This window comes from Bifidobacterium criceti, from assembly GCF_002286935.1.
Taxonomy (GTDB): Bacteria; Actinomycetota; Actinomycetes; order Actinomycetales; family Bifidobacteriaceae; genus Bifidobacterium; species Bifidobacterium criceti.
Genome location: NZ_MVOH01000003.1, coordinates 60,480 through 78,666, shown reverse-complemented (window position 1 = coordinate 78,666; position 18,187 = coordinate 60,480). Strand labels below are relative to the sequence as shown.

Annotated in this window: 13 protein-coding genes; 11 read left to right on the top strand and 2 right to left on the bottom strand. The window is 63.1% G+C overall.

From position 1 onward, the window contains the following. The first annotated feature begins 172 nt into the window (after positions 1 to 172). The gene (locus B1526_RS01270) at positions 173 to 844 is read left to right on the top strand and encodes a YesL family protein (RefSeq protein ID WP_095614326.1); all 672 of its coding nucleotides are present in this window, start codon (positions 173 to 175) and stop codon (positions 842 to 844) included. 98 nt (positions 845 to 942) lie between these two features. Here the strand turns inward: B1526_RS01270 and malQ are convergent, their stop codons facing one another. Further along, positions 943 to 3,135 (bottom strand): 4-alpha-glucanotransferase, encoded by a 2,193-nt coding sequence (gene malQ / locus B1526_RS01265; protein ID WP_095614325.1) that lies wholly within the window; start codon positions 3,133 to 3,135, stop codon positions 943 to 945. Between the two features lie 363 nt (positions 3,136 to 3,498). After that, positions 3,499 to 5,106, bottom strand: coding sequence for an alpha-amylase family glycosyl hydrolase (locus B1526_RS01260; protein ID WP_235606975.1), 1,608 nt, complete (start codon positions 5,104 to 5,106; stop codon positions 3,499 to 3,501). A gap of 256 nt (positions 5,107 to 5,362) precedes the next feature. Here B1526_RS01260 and B1526_RS01255 point away from each other — a divergent pair, with 256 nt between their 5' ends. The 10 genes from B1526_RS01255 to B1526_RS01210 all read left to right on the top strand — a co-directional run bounded on the left by B1526_RS01255 (position 5,363) and on the right by B1526_RS01210 (position 18,185). After that, positions 5,363 to 6,634: an extracellular solute-binding protein gene (locus B1526_RS01255; protein ID WP_095614324.1), complete on the top strand. Its 1,272-nt coding sequence runs from the start codon at positions 5,363 to 5,365 to the stop codon at positions 6,632 to 6,634. 271 nt (positions 6,635 to 6,905) lie between these two features. Beyond that, positions 6,906 to 8,282, top strand: coding sequence for a carbohydrate ABC transporter permease (locus B1526_RS01250; protein ID WP_095614323.1), 1,377 nt, complete (start codon positions 6,906 to 6,908; stop codon positions 8,280 to 8,282). Then, a complete protein-coding gene (locus tag B1526_RS01245) occupies positions 8,279 to 9,175 on the top strand; it encodes a sugar ABC transporter permease (protein WP_095614322.1) in 897 nt (298 codons plus the stop codon). The genes B1526_RS01250 and B1526_RS01245 overlap by 4 nt, the downstream gene beginning before the upstream one ends. Positions 9,176 to 9,177: 2 nt before the next feature. Then, positions 9,178 to 11,235: a type I pullulanase gene (gene pulA, locus B1526_RS01240; RefSeq protein WP_095614321.1), complete on the top strand. Its 2,058-nt coding sequence runs from the start codon at positions 9,178 to 9,180 to the stop codon at positions 11,233 to 11,235. A 34-nt stretch (positions 11,236 to 11,269) separates the two neighbouring features. After that, positions 11,270 to 12,082 carry an HAD family hydrolase gene (locus tag B1526_RS01235; RefSeq protein WP_095614320.1) on the top strand — a complete coding sequence of 271 codons (813 nt, stop codon included), beginning with the start codon at positions 11,270 to 11,272 and terminating at the stop codon, positions 12,080 to 12,082. A 31-nt stretch (positions 12,083 to 12,113) separates the two neighbouring features. Next, positions 12,114 to 12,881: a TraX family protein gene (locus B1526_RS01230; RefSeq protein WP_095614319.1), complete on the top strand. Its 768-nt coding sequence runs from the start codon at positions 12,114 to 12,116 to the stop codon at positions 12,879 to 12,881. Between the two features lie 102 nt (positions 12,882 to 12,983). Beyond that, positions 12,984 to 14,024, top strand: coding sequence for a LacI family DNA-binding transcriptional regulator (locus B1526_RS01225; RefSeq protein WP_095614318.1), 1,041 nt, complete (start codon positions 12,984 to 12,986; stop codon positions 14,022 to 14,024). 381 nt (positions 14,025 to 14,405) lie between these two features. After that, positions 14,406 to 16,268, top strand: coding sequence for a molecular chaperone DnaK (dnaK, locus tag B1526_RS01220; protein WP_095614317.1), 1,863 nt, complete (start codon positions 14,406 to 14,408; stop codon positions 16,266 to 16,268). After that, positions 16,268 to 16,960 (top strand): nucleotide exchange factor GrpE, encoded by a 693-nt coding sequence (grpE, locus tag B1526_RS01215; protein WP_095614316.1) that lies wholly within the window; start codon positions 16,268 to 16,270, stop codon positions 16,958 to 16,960. Before dnaK ends, grpE begins: the two co-directional genes overlap by 1 nt. Positions 16,961 to 17,153: 193 nt before the next feature. Then, positions 17,154 to 18,185 carry a DnaJ C-terminal domain-containing protein gene (locus B1526_RS01210; protein WP_095614315.1) on the top strand — a complete coding sequence of 344 codons (1,032 nt, stop codon included), beginning with the start codon at positions 17,154 to 17,156 and terminating at the stop codon, positions 18,183 to 18,185. Positions 18,186 to 18,187: the final 2 nt, after the last annotated feature.

Genomic DNA, 18,187 nt, shown 5'->3' with positions numbered 1-18,187 from the left:
GGCCGGATGCCGCCGGCGCCTCCCGAACGGGGGCGCCGTGCGCACCCGGCCTTCGGCGTATCCGCGCGCGTATGTCGTGCGCGGCGGCCACGTCATACGCGGCGTGCGCGGTACGAAATCGGTCATGCACACTAAGCTCATACGGAGCACGTGCGACAGGCAGGAGCGGACAATGGGCTGGCTTTCCCCGGATTCGAAATTCATGCAGGCGTGGAACAACTTCACGGACGCGATCTACATCAACCTCCTCATGCTCGTCACGAGCATCCCGATTGTGACGATAGGCGCGGCATTGTCCGCGGGGCAGACGGCGACGCGCAAGATGCTCATCGGACAAGGCCACGTCACGAAGAACTATGTCGCCGCGTTCAAGGAGAATTTCGCGCGCGCGACGATCCTGTGGATCGTCTATCTGCTCGTCGGCGCCGCGACCGCGTACAGCTGGATCGTGTTGCAGATCACGCCGCTCCTCATTCCGAAGATCGCGCTCACCATACTGTGGATCATCGGGTTCGAATGGGTGTTCGCGCTTCAGGCGCGTTTCGAGAACCCCCCGACGCGCACGATGATGAACGCGTATATCTTCGGCGTCACGTATTTCCCGGCGACGCTCGCGCTCGTCGCCGTCGACGCCGTCTATTTCGGTCTCTTCGTCTATCTGTGGTTCAAGCTGCCGCAGCTGCTGTTCCTGCTCGTCGTGCTCGGATATGGGTCGATGTTGTCGATCCATGTGCCGATCCAGGAATATGTGTTGCGCAAGTACACGGGGCAGCCGTTCTCGACGCACGTGCAGGAGGACACGTGGGACGTCACGAACAAGAAGACGATGACGAAGAAGAAATGACGCTGCCGTATACGATGTGCAGGGATATGTAGAGACGCGTAAGGCCTCCCCAAGGGGAGGCCTTACGCGTCTGAACCGTCAGGGAGAGGTCGGAAAAACTAACGGTTCATGATTGCGGCGAGCGACATCACGCGCGGCGAATCGAAGACCTTGTCCGTCGGTACGACGTGGCCTTCGGCGTCCGCGAGCGGGATGCGCCAGTTGGGATACTCGGTCGATGTGCCCGGCTGGTTCTGCGTGCGCATCTCGCCGACGCCGTCGACGAGCGCGGCCTGCATGAGGAGCGCGGGGGAGTCCTTGAGCATCGCATGCATCGCCTCGACGATCTGCTGGAGATGGCCGGGGACGTCGTCGGCGGCCGCCTGCGGCAGCCACCCGCCCGAGACGAGGAGCTTGAGCATCGCATGCTGTTCGGCTTCGGCTGACTTCATGAACTCCTCGACCGGTTCGCTCAGCAGATGCAGCTTCTCGCGCAGCTTGACATGCTCATACATCAGATAGCCGGCCGTCGGCGGCAGGTCGTGCGTCGTGACCGACGCGAGCGAATACTCGCGGTACGTGTCCGGCATCGCGTACGGGTCGCCGGCGTTCGGCGAATCGTCGACGCGCGCGAACCATTCGACCGTCGTGCCGAGGACGCCATGCGCGGCGAGGATACGCGACACATAATCCGGGACGGTGCCGAGGTCCTCGCCGATGACCATGCCGTCGACGCGCGACGCCTCGACCGTCAGGATCGCGAGCATCGCCTCGTAGTTGTAGCGGACGTAGGCGCCGCCGCGCGGGCCCTTGCCCTGCGGAATCCACCACAGGCGGAACATGCCGAGCACATGGTCGATGCGGATCGCGCCCGCATGCTCGAACATGTTGTGCACCATGTACCGGTAGATGTTGTAGCCATCCGATTCCATGAAGTTCGGGTCGAACGGCGGCTGGCCCCAGTCCTGGCCCTGCTGGTTGTAGAAATCGGGCGGGCAGCCGACGGTCACGGTGCCGACCGCAAAACGTTCGGGGCTCCACCACACGTCCGAGCCGTACGTGTGCACGCCGACGGCCATGTCCTGCATGAGGCCGAGCGCCATGCCGGCGTCCTTCGCGGCCTTCTGCGCGTCTTCGATCTGCTCGGACGCGATCCACTGGAGCCAGCATTCGAATTCGAAGAGGTCACCGTACTCCTCCTCGAGATGCGCGATCTCGGGGCTGTGGCGGTCGTAGGCCGCGAACCAATCGTTCTCGGAATCCCACGGCGCGCCCCACACCTGGAATGCGACCGACCACAGCGCGAACGCGCGCAGGTCCTCGCCCGCCTTCTGGCGGAACTCGTCGAACGCCGCCTGGCGGTCGGTCGAACGCTCCTGCCTGAACACGATCTTGAGCGCCTCGCGCTTCGCGTCCCACGCGGCGTTGATGTCGATCGGGTTCGGATCGGTGTTCGCGGCCGCGACGCCCGCGTGGAGCGCCTCGACCTTGTTGAAGTCGTCGCCTTCGAGGTGCTTGTATTCGGGGATGTCCTGCGGACGGATGTACGTGACGTTGAGGAAACGGCGCGACTCCGGCAGGTACGGGGACGGTTCGAGCGGCGTGATCGGCGCCGTCGCGTGGATCGGGTTGATGAGCATGAAATCGGCGTGCGACTTCCGTGCCGCGTCGACGGCGAGTTCCTTGAGGTCGCCGTAGTCGCCGACGCCCCACGAATCGGCGGAACGCACCGAATACATCTGCGCCATCCAACCCCAACGATGGCGGTCCTGCACGGCCTGCGGCACGGGGATGCGCGCGGGCGCGCAAATGATGTGCGCGGTCGCGCTGCGTTCGCCATCGGTCACGTTGAGCGTGTGGTATCCGATTGGCAGTGCGTCCGTCAATGTCAGTTCGTAGACGTCGATGCCCGCGTCGGGCGCGGCTTCGGCGCCTTTCCGCTCGACCGTGAACGTGTTGTCGCCGCTCATCGTGCCGTCCTCGAGCGTGAGTGTGACCTGTGGTTCGCCGTTGAACGTGTGCAGCTCGACCGCTTTGTCGGTGCCGATGAACTTGACGACCGTCGGCGGCGCAAGCAACGTCGCATCCGCCTTGATGCGCGCGTCGAGCGCGTCTTGGATGCGTTCGACGCTCGACGCGTCGACGCCGAGTGCCTTGAGCACCGTGACGAGGACGTCGTCTTCGATTTCGACGTAGGTGCCGAGTTGGTCGATGTACGACGTCGAGATGCCCCACATGTTCGCGAGACGGATGAGGGGGCGGGCGAGGCGCTCGGCGCTTTCCTCACGTTGTGGATTGGTCTGTTGTGGCATCGTCGCTCCTTGTTCCTTCTATGGGAGGAGACACGTCCGCGTTGTGCGCGGCGTCTTCCCATGTGCTTTCCTCAGTTGCTGATGGTGGTCGCGGAACGTCATGCTTCGTTGGTGACGAACCATCGCCTGTTTCCAGAGTATAGCGTATGTTGAAAGCGTTTGCAAACACCGAAGTTTCGGCTTGATTGGGCCAATATCTAGTGTTCTGTTCGTGTGACGTCCTCGGTTGTTTTGTCAGCTGACCTCCCACGTTTGCACCTATGTTGGCGCAGCTGTGTGCCTACCGCAGTGCGTGGAATGCCTCAGCGCGGTACGCTGGCGGACTCCTGAGCGTACCGCACTGAGGCATTGTCGTGCGCAGGTTTACTGGAGGACCGCGAAGGACTGCGGGGGGAGCGTGAGCGTCGTGCAGTCGAGCGTCGGCGCGCCGTAGGACAGCGTCACGGTGCGCGTGTCGCTGCCTTCGCCGTCGGGCAGCTCGATTGTTTCCGTGTCGCGTCCCGGATTGACGGCGACGACGGCGCTCACGTCGTCGTTCGTGCGTTTGAAGACGAACGAACGACGTTCGTCGGACGAGAAGAGGACGTCGAACGCGGCGCCCGGGCGGAACGCGGGCGACGCGGCGCGCAGAGCGAGCGTGTCGTGGACGGCCGTCCATAACGAATCGCCGTCATTGATCTGTGCGGCGACCGTCGGTGCGCCGTCGGATGTGTCGATCGGCAGATAGAGCGCGTCGGCGTCCGCCTGAGAGAACCCGTCGTTCTTCGACGAATCCCATTGCATCGGCGTGCGGCTTCCCGTGCGCGTGTAACCGCCTTCCTTCGTCGGCAGATCGCGGTAGCGCATGCCGATTTCGTCGCCGTAGTAGATGAACGGCACACCCGGCATGAGCAGCATCGTCGCGTACGCGAGGCGGATCTCGTGCGGCGACAGGCGCGGCGCGATGCGCGCGGTGTCATGATTGCATGTGATGAGGTCGAAATAGCCGCCGCGATCCTGCGCCTGCTTGAGGCGCGGCAGGTATTCGTCGAGGAACGCGCGGATGCCGGCGCCGCTGTCCGCGTTGAAATAGCTTGCGTCACCGTCGTGCAGCAGCGGCGTGTCGGTGTTGCGCAGCAGCAGGTTGTAGCCGTTCGGTACGCCGTCCCAGCGCCAGTCGAGGTAGAAGTCCATGTCGAAGCCCGCGTCGAGCGACTGGTCCGGATGGCCCCATTCGGAGACGAACGCCGCGTCCGGGAACTCGTCGTGGATCTGCTGGAACATGTATTGCCATGTCGCGATCGTCGCCGGCTTGCCGTCGTCGTCGTGCTTGACGAGGCTGTCCGCCATGTCGACACGGAAGCCATCAGCGCCGCGCGACAGCCAGAACCGCATGACGTCGAGCATCGCGCCGCATGTGTCGAGCGCGGTGTCGCCGAGCGCGGGCTGCTCCCACGGTTTCGCGGGGTGCGCAAAACCGTAGTTGAGCGCCGGCTGGAACGCGAAGAAATTCGTGATCGCGGCGCCGTTGCGCGGGTAGACGCCCGCGATGAACGGCATGTTGTCGCCGCCCGTGATCCACAGATCGGTCCAGATATAGCGGTCAGTGTACAAGTTCTGCGTTTCTTCGCTGCTGGCAATAAACCACGGGTGTTCGTCGCTTGTGTGTCCCGGGATGAGGTCGAGCAGGACATGCATGCCGCGCGCGTGCGCCGCGGCGAACAAATCGACGAGGTCATCGTTCGTTCCGTAGCGTTCCGCGACGCGCGTGTAGTCGGTGACATCGTATCCGCCATCGCGGAACGGCGAGGCAAAGCACGGATTTATCCACAGGGCATTGCAACCGAGGTCCCTTATATAATCAAGGTGTGCGGTGATGCCCGGGATATCGCCGATTCCGTCGTTGTTGGCGTCGGCGAAGCTCGACGGGTACACTTCGTAAAAGATTGCTTGTTGCAGCCATGAAACAGGCGTATTCATTGAGACGGTCATCTGGCTCCTTCGTGTGGGGTATCGACCACGGCGTTTCCGGGAAAACGACACTCACGATGTGGACAATTTTGACAACGTTTGCAGGTGTGGTATACAGTATAGACCACTGAAGCGTCACGCGGCTCCCCGCTGAAACGAAAGCGGGGGACGCCCTGGGCGTGGAGGCCACGCGGAGGCTTTCCGTGCGGCTTTCGCATGCGTGATGTTGAGGACAACAAATGCAATTGCATTGATTGATGGAAAGGAAAGGTCAACGATGATCAATTGGAAGAAGGCACTTGGTCTGACCGCTGCCGTCGCGATGCTCGTCCCGATGGCGGCTTGCGGTGGCAACAACGATTCGAACGCGAACGGCAACGCGAGCGCTTCGAACTCGAACGAGAAGCAGACCGCGACCCTCACTGTGTGGGCCCCGTCGGAGGACGCCGAATGGATGAAGGCCATGCAGGAGGACTTCGAGAAGGCCCACACCAACTATGACATCACCTGGAAGAACGCGACCGTCTCCGAAGGCGACGCCGCGAAGACCGTGCAGACGGATCCGTCCGCCGCGGCCGATGTCTACATGTTCGCGAACGACCAGCTCGGCACGCTCATCAAGCTCAACGCGATCGGCGAAGTGAGCGACACCGTCGCCCAGCAGGTCAAGGACCAGAACTCCGAGACGATGATCGAGTCGGTCACCGGCACCGACGGCAAGATCTACGGCGTGCCGTACACCTCGAACACGTACTTCATGTACTACAACAAGGACAAGTTCTCGGCCGATGACGTCAAGAACCTGAACACGATGCTCGAGAAGGGCAAGGTCTCCTACCCGCTGACGAACTCGTGGTACATCCCGGCGTTCTACCTCGGCGCCGGCATGCAGATGTTCGGCGACAAGGGTCAGGACGGCGCCGCGGGCATCGACTTCGGCGGCAACGCCGATGCGGTGACGAAGTACCTCGTCGACATGGTCGCGAACCCGAACTTCGTCCTCGATGACGGCACGAACGGTGTCTCGAACCTCGTCGACGGCACGACCGACGCGATGTTCTCCGGCTCCTGGTCGGCCGCCGACGTCAAGAAGGGCCTTGGCGACAAGTACGGCGCCGTCGAGATGCCGTCCTTCACCGCCGATGGCAAGGACTACCAGATGAAGTCCTTCGCCGGCTCGAAGGCCGTCGCGTTCAACCCGAACACGAAGAGCCCGCAGGTCGCCTCCGAGTTCGCCGCGTTCCTCGGCTCCGCCGACGCTCAGAAGAAGCACTGGGAGATGCGCGAGATCGTCCCGTCCGACAAGACGCTCACCGATCTCGAAGGCATGAAGGACGCCCCGTACGTCCAGGCCCAGATCGACACGATCGAGAAGACCTCGGTCCTGCAGCCGACGATCGCCGCGATGAACGGCTGGTGGACCCCGGCCGAGAACTTCGGCAAGGCCATCTACAACGAGGATGTGACTGCTGACAACTACAAGGAGCAGACGCAGACCTGGACGGACACCGAGAACAAGGAAGTCAAGGCGCAGGCCACCCAGGAGTGAGTCGACGCCCGGATTTCTTCCTGAAAACCGGTAGATAACCAAACAAGTGTGCGGAAGGCCTCGGACCCTGAGCTTTCCGCACACCTCATGTTCAGGGTCATGCAGGCGGCGCCGCCTGAGGGTGCCGACGGTCGTTCTCGGACCGCCCACCCGCCCCATCGCCATTGCGAAGCAGCACGGCGGTGGCCATGTGCGGACGCCCCACACGACATACTTTTACAAGAGAGGCGGTAGAGGGTTCATGAGTACGGTAACCCTTTCACAACGAGAAATGCGGCGCCGCCGGAAACTGGGCGCGGATTATGTGGCACCATCGCCATACACGCTGAAGAACGCCTTGGAGAAGGGCGACATCTTCACCAAGCTGTCCATCCTTGTTTTCGGTCTCGGCAACGTCGTCCGCAAGCAATACGTCAAGGGTCTCATCTACTTCGCCGGTGAGGTCCTGTTCATCGTCTACATGATCACGACGGGCGGCACGTGCATCCGGAACTTCATCACGCTCGGCGGCAACAAGCCGACAAGCGGCTGGGTCAACGGACAGTACGTGAACATCCCGGGCGACAACACGGTCCTGCGCCTGCTCTACGGCGTGGCCACGGTGATCTTCTGCGTCGTCTTCGTGCTGTGGTGGATCCTCGAGATCCGCTCCGCATACAAGGCGCAGTGCCTCGCGGGCAAGAACGGCCGCGCGCCGTCCCTCATGGACGACATCCATACGCTCTTCGACGCGAAGGCGAACCAGCTGCTGCTGTTCCTGCCGATCGCCGGCATCCTGATCTTCACGGTCCTGCCGCTCATCTTCATGATCACGATGGCGTTCACGAGCTATGACCACAACCATCTGACGCTCTTCAACTGGGTCGGCTTCGAGAACTTCAAGACGGTGTTCTCGAACTCCGGCAGCAGCGCGGTCTCGGGAAGCATGTTCCTGTCCGTCCTTGGCTGGACGCTCATCTGGGCGTTCTTCGCGACGTTCCTGAACTTCTTCTTCGGCCTGTTCCTCGCGATGATCATCAACCGCAAGACTACCTACGGCAAGAACGTGTGGCGTGCGATCTTCTCGATGTCGATCGCCGTCCCGCAGTTCGTCTCGCTCCTCGTCATGCACCAGATGCTCCAGCCGACGGGCGCCGTCAACCGCCTGTTCCAGAGCTGGGGTTGGATCAGCGACCCGCTGCCGTTCTTCACTGACGCGACGTGGGCCCGTGTCACGGTCATCATCGTCAACCTGTGGATCGGTATTCCGTACACGATCATGCAGGTGACGGGCATTCTCCAGAACATCCCGGCCGACCTCTACGAGGCCGCGAGGATCGACGGCGCGAACTGGTGGCAGATCTTCACGAAGATCACGATGCCGTACATCATCTTCGTGCTCACGCCGTACCTGATCACGACGTTCACCGGCAACGTCAACAACTTCAACGTCATCTACCTGCTCACACGTGGCGACCCGGCCGTCAACGGCGCATCCGCCGGCAAGACCGACCTGCTCATCACATGGCTGTACAAGCTCACGGTGGATCGCAACGACTACAACGTCGGCGCGGTCATCGGCATCATGACGTTCATCGTCCTTGCGATCGTCTCGCTGATCACGTACCGCAACAGCGGTTCCTATAAGAATGAGGAGGGCTTCCGGTGAGTAAGCATACTGAAGTCAAAGCACAGAGCCAAGGATTCCTGCACGACCAGAGGAAGCGCCGCATCGCGGCCGACATTGGCACATACATCCTGCTCGGCGTGCTCTCGGTCATCTGGCTCCTGCCGATCGTCTGGATCTTCCTTGAGAGCTTCAACAAGAACACGGCCCCGTACCAGAGCACGTTCTTCCCGACCGAGTATTCGTTCGACAGCTACATCGGCCTGTTCACGGACCGCCGGGTCCTGGACTTCCCGCGCATGTTCATGAACACGTTCATCATCTCGATCTTCACGTGCCTCATCTCGGTGTGGTTCGTGCTCTCGGTCGCATACTGCATGAGCCGCATGCGCTTCCGCGGACGCCGTTCGTTCATGAACCTCGTGCTCATTCTCGGCATGTTCCCGGGCATCATGTCCGTTGTCGCGATCTACTTCATCCTCAAAGCGATGGGCCTGACGAGCGACGGCATGACGATCCTCGCGCTCATCCTCGTCTACTCGGCGGGCACCGGCGCGGGCTTCTACGTCATGAAGGGCTTCATGGACACGATCCCGACGTCGCTCGACGAGGCCGCGATGCTTGATGGCTGCACGCGTTGGCAGGTCTTCGTCAAGATCATTATCCCGATGTCGAAGCCGATGATCGTCTACCAGGCCATCGTCGGATTCCTCATCCCGTGGCTCGACTTCGTCATGGCGAAGGTCATCGCCCGCACGCAGGAGAACTACACGGCCTCGCTCGGCCTGTGGCTCATGCTCGAGAAGGAGTACATCAACACGTGGTTCGGTCGCTTCGCGGCAGCCGCCGTGATCATCTCCGTCCCGATCGCGATCCTGTTCATCGTGATGCAGCGCTTCTATCAGGAATCCATGTCGGGTGCAGTGAAAGGCTGATCATGATTCAGGCATTCGAGCCCCTTTCCGAAGAGTTGGAGCCGGGTGTCGCAGAACCGTTCCCGCTTTGTCCGGAACGCACACTGGGTGCCGAGGTCTTCGAATCCGGCACCCAGTTCGCTCTCTGGGCACCATCGGCACGTGCTGTGGCGCTGCGTCTGTTCACGCGTGGTTCCTCCGGGGAATCCGGTGACAGGCTCATCGAGACCGCGATGATGGCGAAGCAGGCCGATGGCGCATGGACCGCGATGTTCCCACGGAACCTCGACGGTGTCTACTACGACTATCTGCTTGAGTTCGACGGCGGCGTGACACGCCGTTCCGCCGACCCGTGGGCGCGTGCGGCCGGTATCAACGGCCGGCGCAGCATGGTCGTCGATCTGTCACGCACCGATCCGGAAGGCTGGCATGACGACGTCCGTCCGTCCACGCCAACACGCGAGACGATCGTGTGGGAGGCCCACGTCGGCAGCTTCAGCAACAACCCGCACAGCGGCGTTCCCGACGCGCACCGCGGCAAGTACCTCGCGTTCACCGACACGGACACGACACTCGACGGCGATGGCGAGCATCCGACATGCGTCGCCTATCTGCGCGACCTCGGTGTGACGGCCGTGCAGCTGCTGCCGTTCTACGACTATGGTTCGGTCGACGAGCGCGACCCGTCCCAATTCAATTGGGGCTACGACCCGCTCAACTACAACGTGCCGGAAGGCTCGTTCTCGACGGACCCGTACGACGGCGCGAACCGCATCACCGAATGCAAGCGGATGGTCCAGGCACTCCATGCGAACGGCATCAAGGTCATCATGGACGTCGTCTACAACCACATGTACTCGGCCGACAACTGGTTCGAGCGCACGGTGCCTGGCTACTTCCTGCGCCGCAATGACGACGGCACGCTCGCGAACGGCTCCGGCTGCGGCGACGACATGCAGACCGAACGTGCGATGTTCCGCAGGTTCATCGTCGAATCGGTCACGTATTGGGCGCGCGAATACCATCTCGACGGCTTCCGCTTCGACCTCATGGGGCTCATCGACGTGCAGACGATGAACGCGGTGCGCGCATCGCTCGACCGTCTTCCGGGCGGCGAATCGATCCTCATGTACGGCGAACCGTGGGCGGCAGGAGCGACGAACACATTGCCGGGAACCGACCTCGCGAACAAGGACGGCCTCAAGTACCTCAACCCGAGGATCGGCCACTTCTGCGACCGCACACGCGACGCAATCAAAGGCCACGTCTTCTATATGGAGCGCAAAGGCTATGTGAACGGCGACGCGCATGCGAACAAGCCGCTCATCGAACTCGGTGTCGACGCATGGCGCGCGCCCGAGACGAACGAAGGCGAAGCCGGGCAGATCATCCAATACGTGAGCGCACACGACGACCTCACGTTGTGGGACAAGCTCACATTGAGCATGTTCGGCGGGGATGCCGACGTCGATGAGATATTCGACGCCGCACCGTGCGCACAGACCACGGCCGTGCTCGACGCGAACAAACTCGCGGCGGGCATCATCCTGACAGCCGCCGGCATCCCGTTCATGCTCTCGGGCGAGGAGTTCGGCAAGACGAAGCACGGCAACGACAACTCGTTCGACTCCGGCAAGGAGGTCAACGAAGTTGATTGGAAGCGCGCATGGCGCATGGATGGGTTGCGCGACTACTACCGCCGGCTCATCGCGCTGCGGCGCGCGAACCCGGACTGGTTCGACGCCGAGCACATCGCCGCCGACGCGCCGGGCAACGCCGTCGCCTACCGCATGCACGACACGGCCGTGACGGTCAATCCGGACGACGTCATGCGTATGGTCGCCGCGGACAAGCTCACGCGCGCCTACGACGACGATGCGCACGACGCGCTGCCAACCGCCGCAGGCGGCGTGGACGGCGCGGGCGCCGAGCGGTGGACGTGTGTGCTCGATTCGTCCGCGGACGAATCGGCAAGCGACACGGACGGCGAAGCGGGCACCGCCGAACCAACCGATGGATGGCTCACGATGCCGGCGCGGTCGCTGCGCGTCTGGCGGCTCGAACCCGGGGGCGCGCGCTGACCATCCGGGCGGCGCGGAAGGAAAGGAACGTACGATGACATCGGCACTGAGGTACGGGGCAGTGTTCTTCGACCTGTACGGCACATTGGTCGACATCCATACGGATGAGGCCGCCGAAGGGCCGTGGACGGCGCTGCGGTGCGCGCTGTACCGCGAAGGCGCCGAGTTCGCGACGAACGAGCAGCTGCGCACGCAGTTCGCGCGCGAACGCGCGAAAGCGAACGCGACGCGCGCCCAGCGCGAATGGTTCGAACCGGACCTGCTGTCCGCATACCGCGGCCTGTTCGACGCGTGCTGGATCGACGGCACGCCCGAACAGGCGCGCGCCGCCGCATGGACGTTCCGCCGTGCGAGCACGGCGAAGCTCAGGCTGTTCCCCGGCGTGCGGGAACTGCTCGAGCGTCTCCATGACGAAAGCCGCACAGTCATCCTCGTGAGCAACGCCCAAGCGTGCTACACGCGTCCGGAACTCGAACTCCTCGGCCTCGACGGCCTGTTCGACGACATCATCATCTCGAGCGACGAAGGCGTGCGCAAACCGTCGTACGAGATCTTCCGCCGCGCGCTCATGCACGCGGACGTCGAACCGGAACGCGCACTCATGGTCGGCAACGACGAGAATAGCGACATCTTCGGCGCCGCCGCGTGCGGCATCGACGCCGCCTATCTGCACACCGACGACAACACCGGCGGCGCGACGTCGCCGCAGGCGGTCGTCTCGCTCGAAGGCGCGGACTACGACGGGCTGCTCGCCTACATCCACGACGCCGACGCGGCGTGGGCACGGCGGGAATCGGCGGACGACACGAAACGGAACACGGCACGCGTCGCGCAGGCGGAAGCCTGACGGCGGCACGGCGGAACGGACGGCAACCCAAATGGTGGACGAATACACACGGTACCTCGACGAACGCAAACAGCGGAAGCACCGGGGACTGTCGCGCTTCAAGCTCAAGGTCATCGGCGACGTGCTGCTGTTCCTATCGGCCGCGAGCATGACGCTCATGCCGATGCTCCTCGGCGCGCCGACCGAGGAGAACATGGTGTCGCTCACCGCGACCGTGCTGTGCGAAGCGGTCTCGTGGATCGCGATCCCGATTTACGCATGGCTGCTGTACACGGGCTTCGACCATACGCGCAGCTGGCTGCGCTACGGGCTCCAGCTGCTCGCGCTCGCGCTCGTGAGTGAAGTGCCGTACGACATGGTCACGTTCGGCAAGTGGTTCGACATGCGGTCGCAGAACCCGGTGTTCGGCCTTGTCATCGCGCTCATCGTGCTCGTCCTGCTCGAAGTGCTCCAGGATTACGGCAAAGGGCTGCGCATCACGCTCACGATCGTGCTCGTCCTCGTCGGGCTGTTGTGGGATTGGCTCTTCCGCATCGGGCAGACGCAGACGATGCTCAACATCGGCATGGTCACGCTCGGCATGACGCTTGTCTTCTACTATCTGCATGCGCGGGAGAACACGATGATGTTCACGGCGGCGCTCCTCGGCGCGATGTGCTTCCTCACGCCGGGCATCGGCGTCGCGTTCCTGCACTACCGCAACGACGAGATCGGCTACCGGCACGCATGGACGAAGTGGGCGTTCTATGCGATCTATCCGCTGATGATGTTCGCGTGTGGGCTCGTCATCATGCGATAGCCGCAGCCGGCGCGGCGACCGTCGCGACCACGAAGAGCACACCGCACACACAGAGCACACAAGAGAAAACCAAGGGAACGAAACAAAACAAAGGGGTACATCGTGCAGAAGCAAGGAATTCGCGAGGTCGCGCAGCTTGCGGGCGTGTCGATCTCGACGGTCTCGCGCGCGTTCACGAGGCCGGAGCTCGTGTCGGAGAAGACACGCGAGAAGGTCATGGAGGCGGCGTCGAAGCTCGATTTCAACATCTCGCGTTCGGCGACGGCGCTCAAATCAGGGCAGACGTTCCGCGTCGCGCTGCTGATGAACCAGGAGATCACGAGCTGGTTCAACGTCGAGGTGTTCGCGGGCGTCAACTCGATCCTGCACAAGGAAGGGTACGACATCTCGCTCTTCCAGCACATCGACGACGCGCAGACGCGCACCCAGTTCTTCCGTGACATGCCCGTGCTGCGCAACGTCGACGCCGTCTTCGTCGCGTCGTTCGCGATCGAACCGGACGAAGTCGAACAGCTGCGCCGTACACGTGTGCCGATCATCGGCATCAATACGCCGAACATCGACGCGTTCGACGCGACGATCAGCATCGACGACGAACAGGGCATGTTCCGCGCGACGCAGCACATGATCAACCTCGGTCACAAGAACATCGTCTACACATGTTCGGCGGCGGAGGAATCGCTCGAATCGTCGATCGACGCGCGCGGACGCGGCTTCATCCGCGCATGCGAGGCGGCACAAATGACACACGACATCAATTGGAAGGTCCTTTCGGTGCCGAGGGGCCGCGATTTCGCGGATGCGGCGCTTGCGGCCGTCCTGTCCGAGGAGACGTTCCCGGACGCGATCTGCTGCCAGATGGACATGATGGCGATTCCGCTCGTCCTCAAGCTGCAGCGCCACGGATACCGCACGCCGCGCGACTATTCGATCATCGGTTTCGACGATTCGCCGTATGCGGACACGATCGATCTGACGACGATGCGGCAGGACCCGTTCGCGATGGGCGCGGCGGCGGCGCGCAAGTGCCTCAAGCTGCTCAACGGTGAGGAACTGCGCGAGGCGCATTCGACGATCGAACCGAAGCTCATCCTGCGCGGCACCGACGCCCGTCTCGATCCGGACGTGCCGCTCGAGCGCTGAGTGCGCGACATCTGCGTTCCGGTACGCTTGCGGCCCCCTCGCCGTACCGTCCTGCGGTTTTTCACGCAGGACGGTACGGCGAGGGGGCCGCAAGCGTACCGGAACGCGGCAGATAGGTAGAACTAGCAGAGGAAGCTGGGGATTGGCTGGAGTGGGGGTTGCGGAATGCTGGAACCGTCCCGGAATCGTGGATTTTCAAGGGGTGTGGGGAATCCTAGGAAAAATCTTCCGCAGTGGGAATAACAGTTGACATGAAATAGTTGAGTGATGTAGGCTCAAGTTTTGGATGGTTCAAGAAGGACGGTCGGCAATGGCGACCGCAACCGGACGGAACTCGAGCAAGAACGTAACAAGTAGCGAACCTAACAAAGGAGAACAAGTATGGGACGCGCAGTAGGTATTGATCTGGGTACCACCAATTCGTGCATCGCGACGCTCGAAGGCGGCGAACCGACCGTCATCGTGAACGCGGAAGGCGCACGCACGACCCCGTCGGTCGTCGCATTCAGCAAGTCGGGCGAGATTCTCGTCGGCGAGGTCGCGAAGCGCCAGGCGGTCACGAACGTCGACCGCACGATCAGCTCCGTCAAGCGCCACATGGGCACCGATTGGACCGTCGACATCGACGGCAAGAAGTGGACCCCGCAGGAGATTTCCGCGCAGATCCTGATGAAGCTCAAGCGCGACGCCGAAGCCTACCTTGGCGAGCCAGTGACCGACGCGGTCATCACATGCCCGGCGTACTTCAATGACGCGCAGCGTCAGGCGACGAAGGACGCCGGCACGATCGCGGGCCTCAACGTCCTGCGCATCATCAACGAGCCGACCGCGGCCGCGCTCGCGTACGGCCTTGAGAAGGGCAAGGAAGACGAACGCATCCTCGTCTTCGACCTCGGCGGCGGCACCTTCGATGTCTCGCTCCTCGAGATCGGCAAGGATGAGGACGGCTTCTCGACGATCCAGGTCCAGGCGACCTCGGGCGACAACCACCTCGGTGGCGACGATTGGGACCAGCGCATCATCGACTGGCTCGTCAAGGGCGTCAAGGACAAGTACGGCGTCGACCTGAGCAAGGACAAGATCGCGCTCCAGCGCCTCAAGGAAGCCGCTGAGCAGGCGAAGAAGGAACTGTCCTCGTCGATGTCGACGACGATCAACATGCAGTACCTCGCGATGACCCCTGACGGCACGCCGGTCCACCTCGACGAGACGCTCACGCGCGCCCACTTCGAGGAAATGACGAAGGACCTGCTCGACCGCTGCCGCACGCCGTTCAACAACGTGCTCGCGGACGCCGGCATCTCCGTCTCGCAGATCGACCATGTCGTGCTCGTCGGTGGCTCGACGCGTATGCCGGCCGTCAAGGACCTCGTCAAGGAACTCGATGGTGGCAAGGAACCGAACCAGTCGGTCAACCCGGATGAGGTCGTCGCAATCGGCGCGGCCGTGCAGTCCGGCGTCATCAAGGGCGACCGCAAGGACGTCCTGCTCATCGACGTGACCCCGCTTTCGCTCGGCATCGAGACGAAGGGCGGCATCATGACGAAGCTCATCGAGCGCAACACCGCAATCCCGGCGAAGCGTTCCGAGATCTTCTCGACGGCCGAGGACAACCAGCCGTCCGTGCTCATCCAGGTCTATCAGGGCGAACGTGAATTCGCGCGCGACAACAAGCCGCTCGGCACGTTCGAACTGACCGGCATCGCGCCGGCCCCGCGTGGCGTCCCGCAGATCGAGGTCACGTTCGACATCGACGCGAACGGCATCGTCCACGTGTCCGCGAAGGACAAGGGCACCGGCAAGGAACAGTCGATGACGATCACCGGCGGCTCCGCGCTGCCGAAGGACGAGATCGACCGCATGGTGCGCGACGCCGAGGCCCACGAAGCCGACGACAAGAAGCGCAAGGAGGAGGCCGAGACCCGCAACCAGGCGGAGGCCTTCGCCTACCAGACCGAGAAGCTCGTCAACGACAACAAGGACAAGCTGTCCGACGACGTCGCGAAGGAAGTCACCGACGCGGTCAACGAACTCAAGGAATCGCTCAAGGGCGACGACATCGAGAAGATCAAGGCCGACCAGGAGAAGCTCATGACGGCCGCGCAGAAGATCGGTCAGGCCCTCTACGCGCAGCAGGGTGCCGAAGGCGCTCCGGCGGGCGACCAGACCGCCCCGAACGCCGGTGACGACGACGTCGTGGACGCCGAAGTCGTCGACGACGAAGACGACAAGGACAACAAGTAATGTCCGCATTCAACAAGGACGATTACCTCGACGACCTGCCCGACACCGACGAACTGGCGAACGGGCAGGCCGATCCCGGCTCCAAGCTCACCGAGGACATCGAACAGGACGCGGCCGCCGAGCAGCGTTCCGAGTCCGACGCGAACACAGGGGCCCAGGACGGCGACGCCCAGCAGGGCGCGCCATCCCCGGCCGAAGAGGCGGCGCAGGAGGCCCAGGACGAGCCCCCGCAGGCCGACTCCGAGGACGGCAAGCTCACTCCGCTTGGCCAAGCCAAGAAGGAGGCGGCTGAATACCTCGAAGCGCTCCAGCGTGAGCGCGCCGAGTTCATCAACTACCGCAACCGCACGCGCAAGGACATGGACCGCGCACGCCAGCAGGGCATCATCGACGTGCTGACGGCGGAACTGCCCGCGCTCGACGACATCGACCGCATCCGCGAACACGGCGAGATGGACGATTCGTTCAAGGCGGTCGCGGCGAAGCTCGACAAGACCTTTGAGAAGTTCGGCGTCGAGAAGTTCGGCGTGAAAGGCGAGGACTTCGATCCGACGAAGCATGAGGCCGTGCTGCACAAGCCGGACCCGCAGGCCGAGAAGGCGACCGTCGACACGGTCGTCGAGGCCGGCTACCGCATCGGCGACCGCATCGTCCGCGCGGCGCGCGTCGTCGTCGCATCGCCGCAGAACTGACACGGCATTGCGCATGGGAGGCCGTGGACCACAATCGTGTGCGGTCCACGGCCTCCTGTGCGATATGCCGCCGGCGATGCCGCACATTTTCCAACATACTTTTTGACAACACGTTTCAACGTCCGTGCCATGAGGCGGTCAGGGGCCGCCCCGCACGGGACGCATTCAGCAACACCTCGAAAGGAGGCACAACATGGCTGAGAACGAATGGCTGAACAAGGACTTCTACAAAACCCTCGGTGTCTCCAAAGACGCCACGGAAAGCGAGATCACGAAGGCCTACCGCAAGCTCGCGCGCAAATACCATCCGGACATCAACAAGACGAAGGAAGGCGAGGAGAAGTTCAAGGACATCTCCGAGGCCTACGATGTGCTCAAGGACAAGGAATCGCGCGAACGCTACGACGCGATCCGCCAATTCGGCGCGGGCGGCGCACGCTTCGCCGGTGGCGCAGGGGGAGCGGGTGGTTTCGACGCGTCCAACCTCAACGACATCTTCTCGATGTTCGGCGGCAACGCGGGCGGCAACGGCTCGCACATCCGTTTCTCGACGAACGGCGGCGGTGGCTTCGACGACATCTTCTCGATGTTCGGCGGCGGCAACGCGGGCGGCTACGGCGGCCACGGCTATGAGGACTACGGTGACGGCGCCTATGCCGGGTACCGCCCGACACCGGCCCCGGAGGACGGCGCCGACCTCAACTCGAAGATCACATTGACGTTCCGCCAGGCCGTCAAGGGCGCGACCGTCTCGCTCAGCGCGGGCGGCAGGAAGTTCAAGACGCGCATCCCCGCGGGCGTCAAGGACGGGCAGAAGATCAAGCTCGCCGGCAAGGGCAAGCCGGGTTCACACGGTGGCCGGAACGGCGACATGTACCTGACCGTCACCGTGACCGAGGACCCGAAGTTCACGATGGACGGCGTCGACCTCGTCGTCGACCTGCCGATCACGGTCGGCCAGGCCGTCGACGGCGCGAAGGTCGAGGCGAAGGACTTCGACGGCGATCCGGTGACGTTCAAGGTGCACGCCGGCACGTCGAGCGGTGCCGAAGTGCGCGTCAAGGGCAAGGGCGTCAAGACGAAGCGCGAGACGGGCGACCTCGTCGGCCGTGTGCAGATCCGCGTCCCCGAGCATCCGGGCCTCGGTGAGAAGCATGCCGCGAAGGAATTCGACAAGGCGTGCGGCGACTTCGCCGACAAGCTCGCCGAAGCACGGGAGGCCTGATC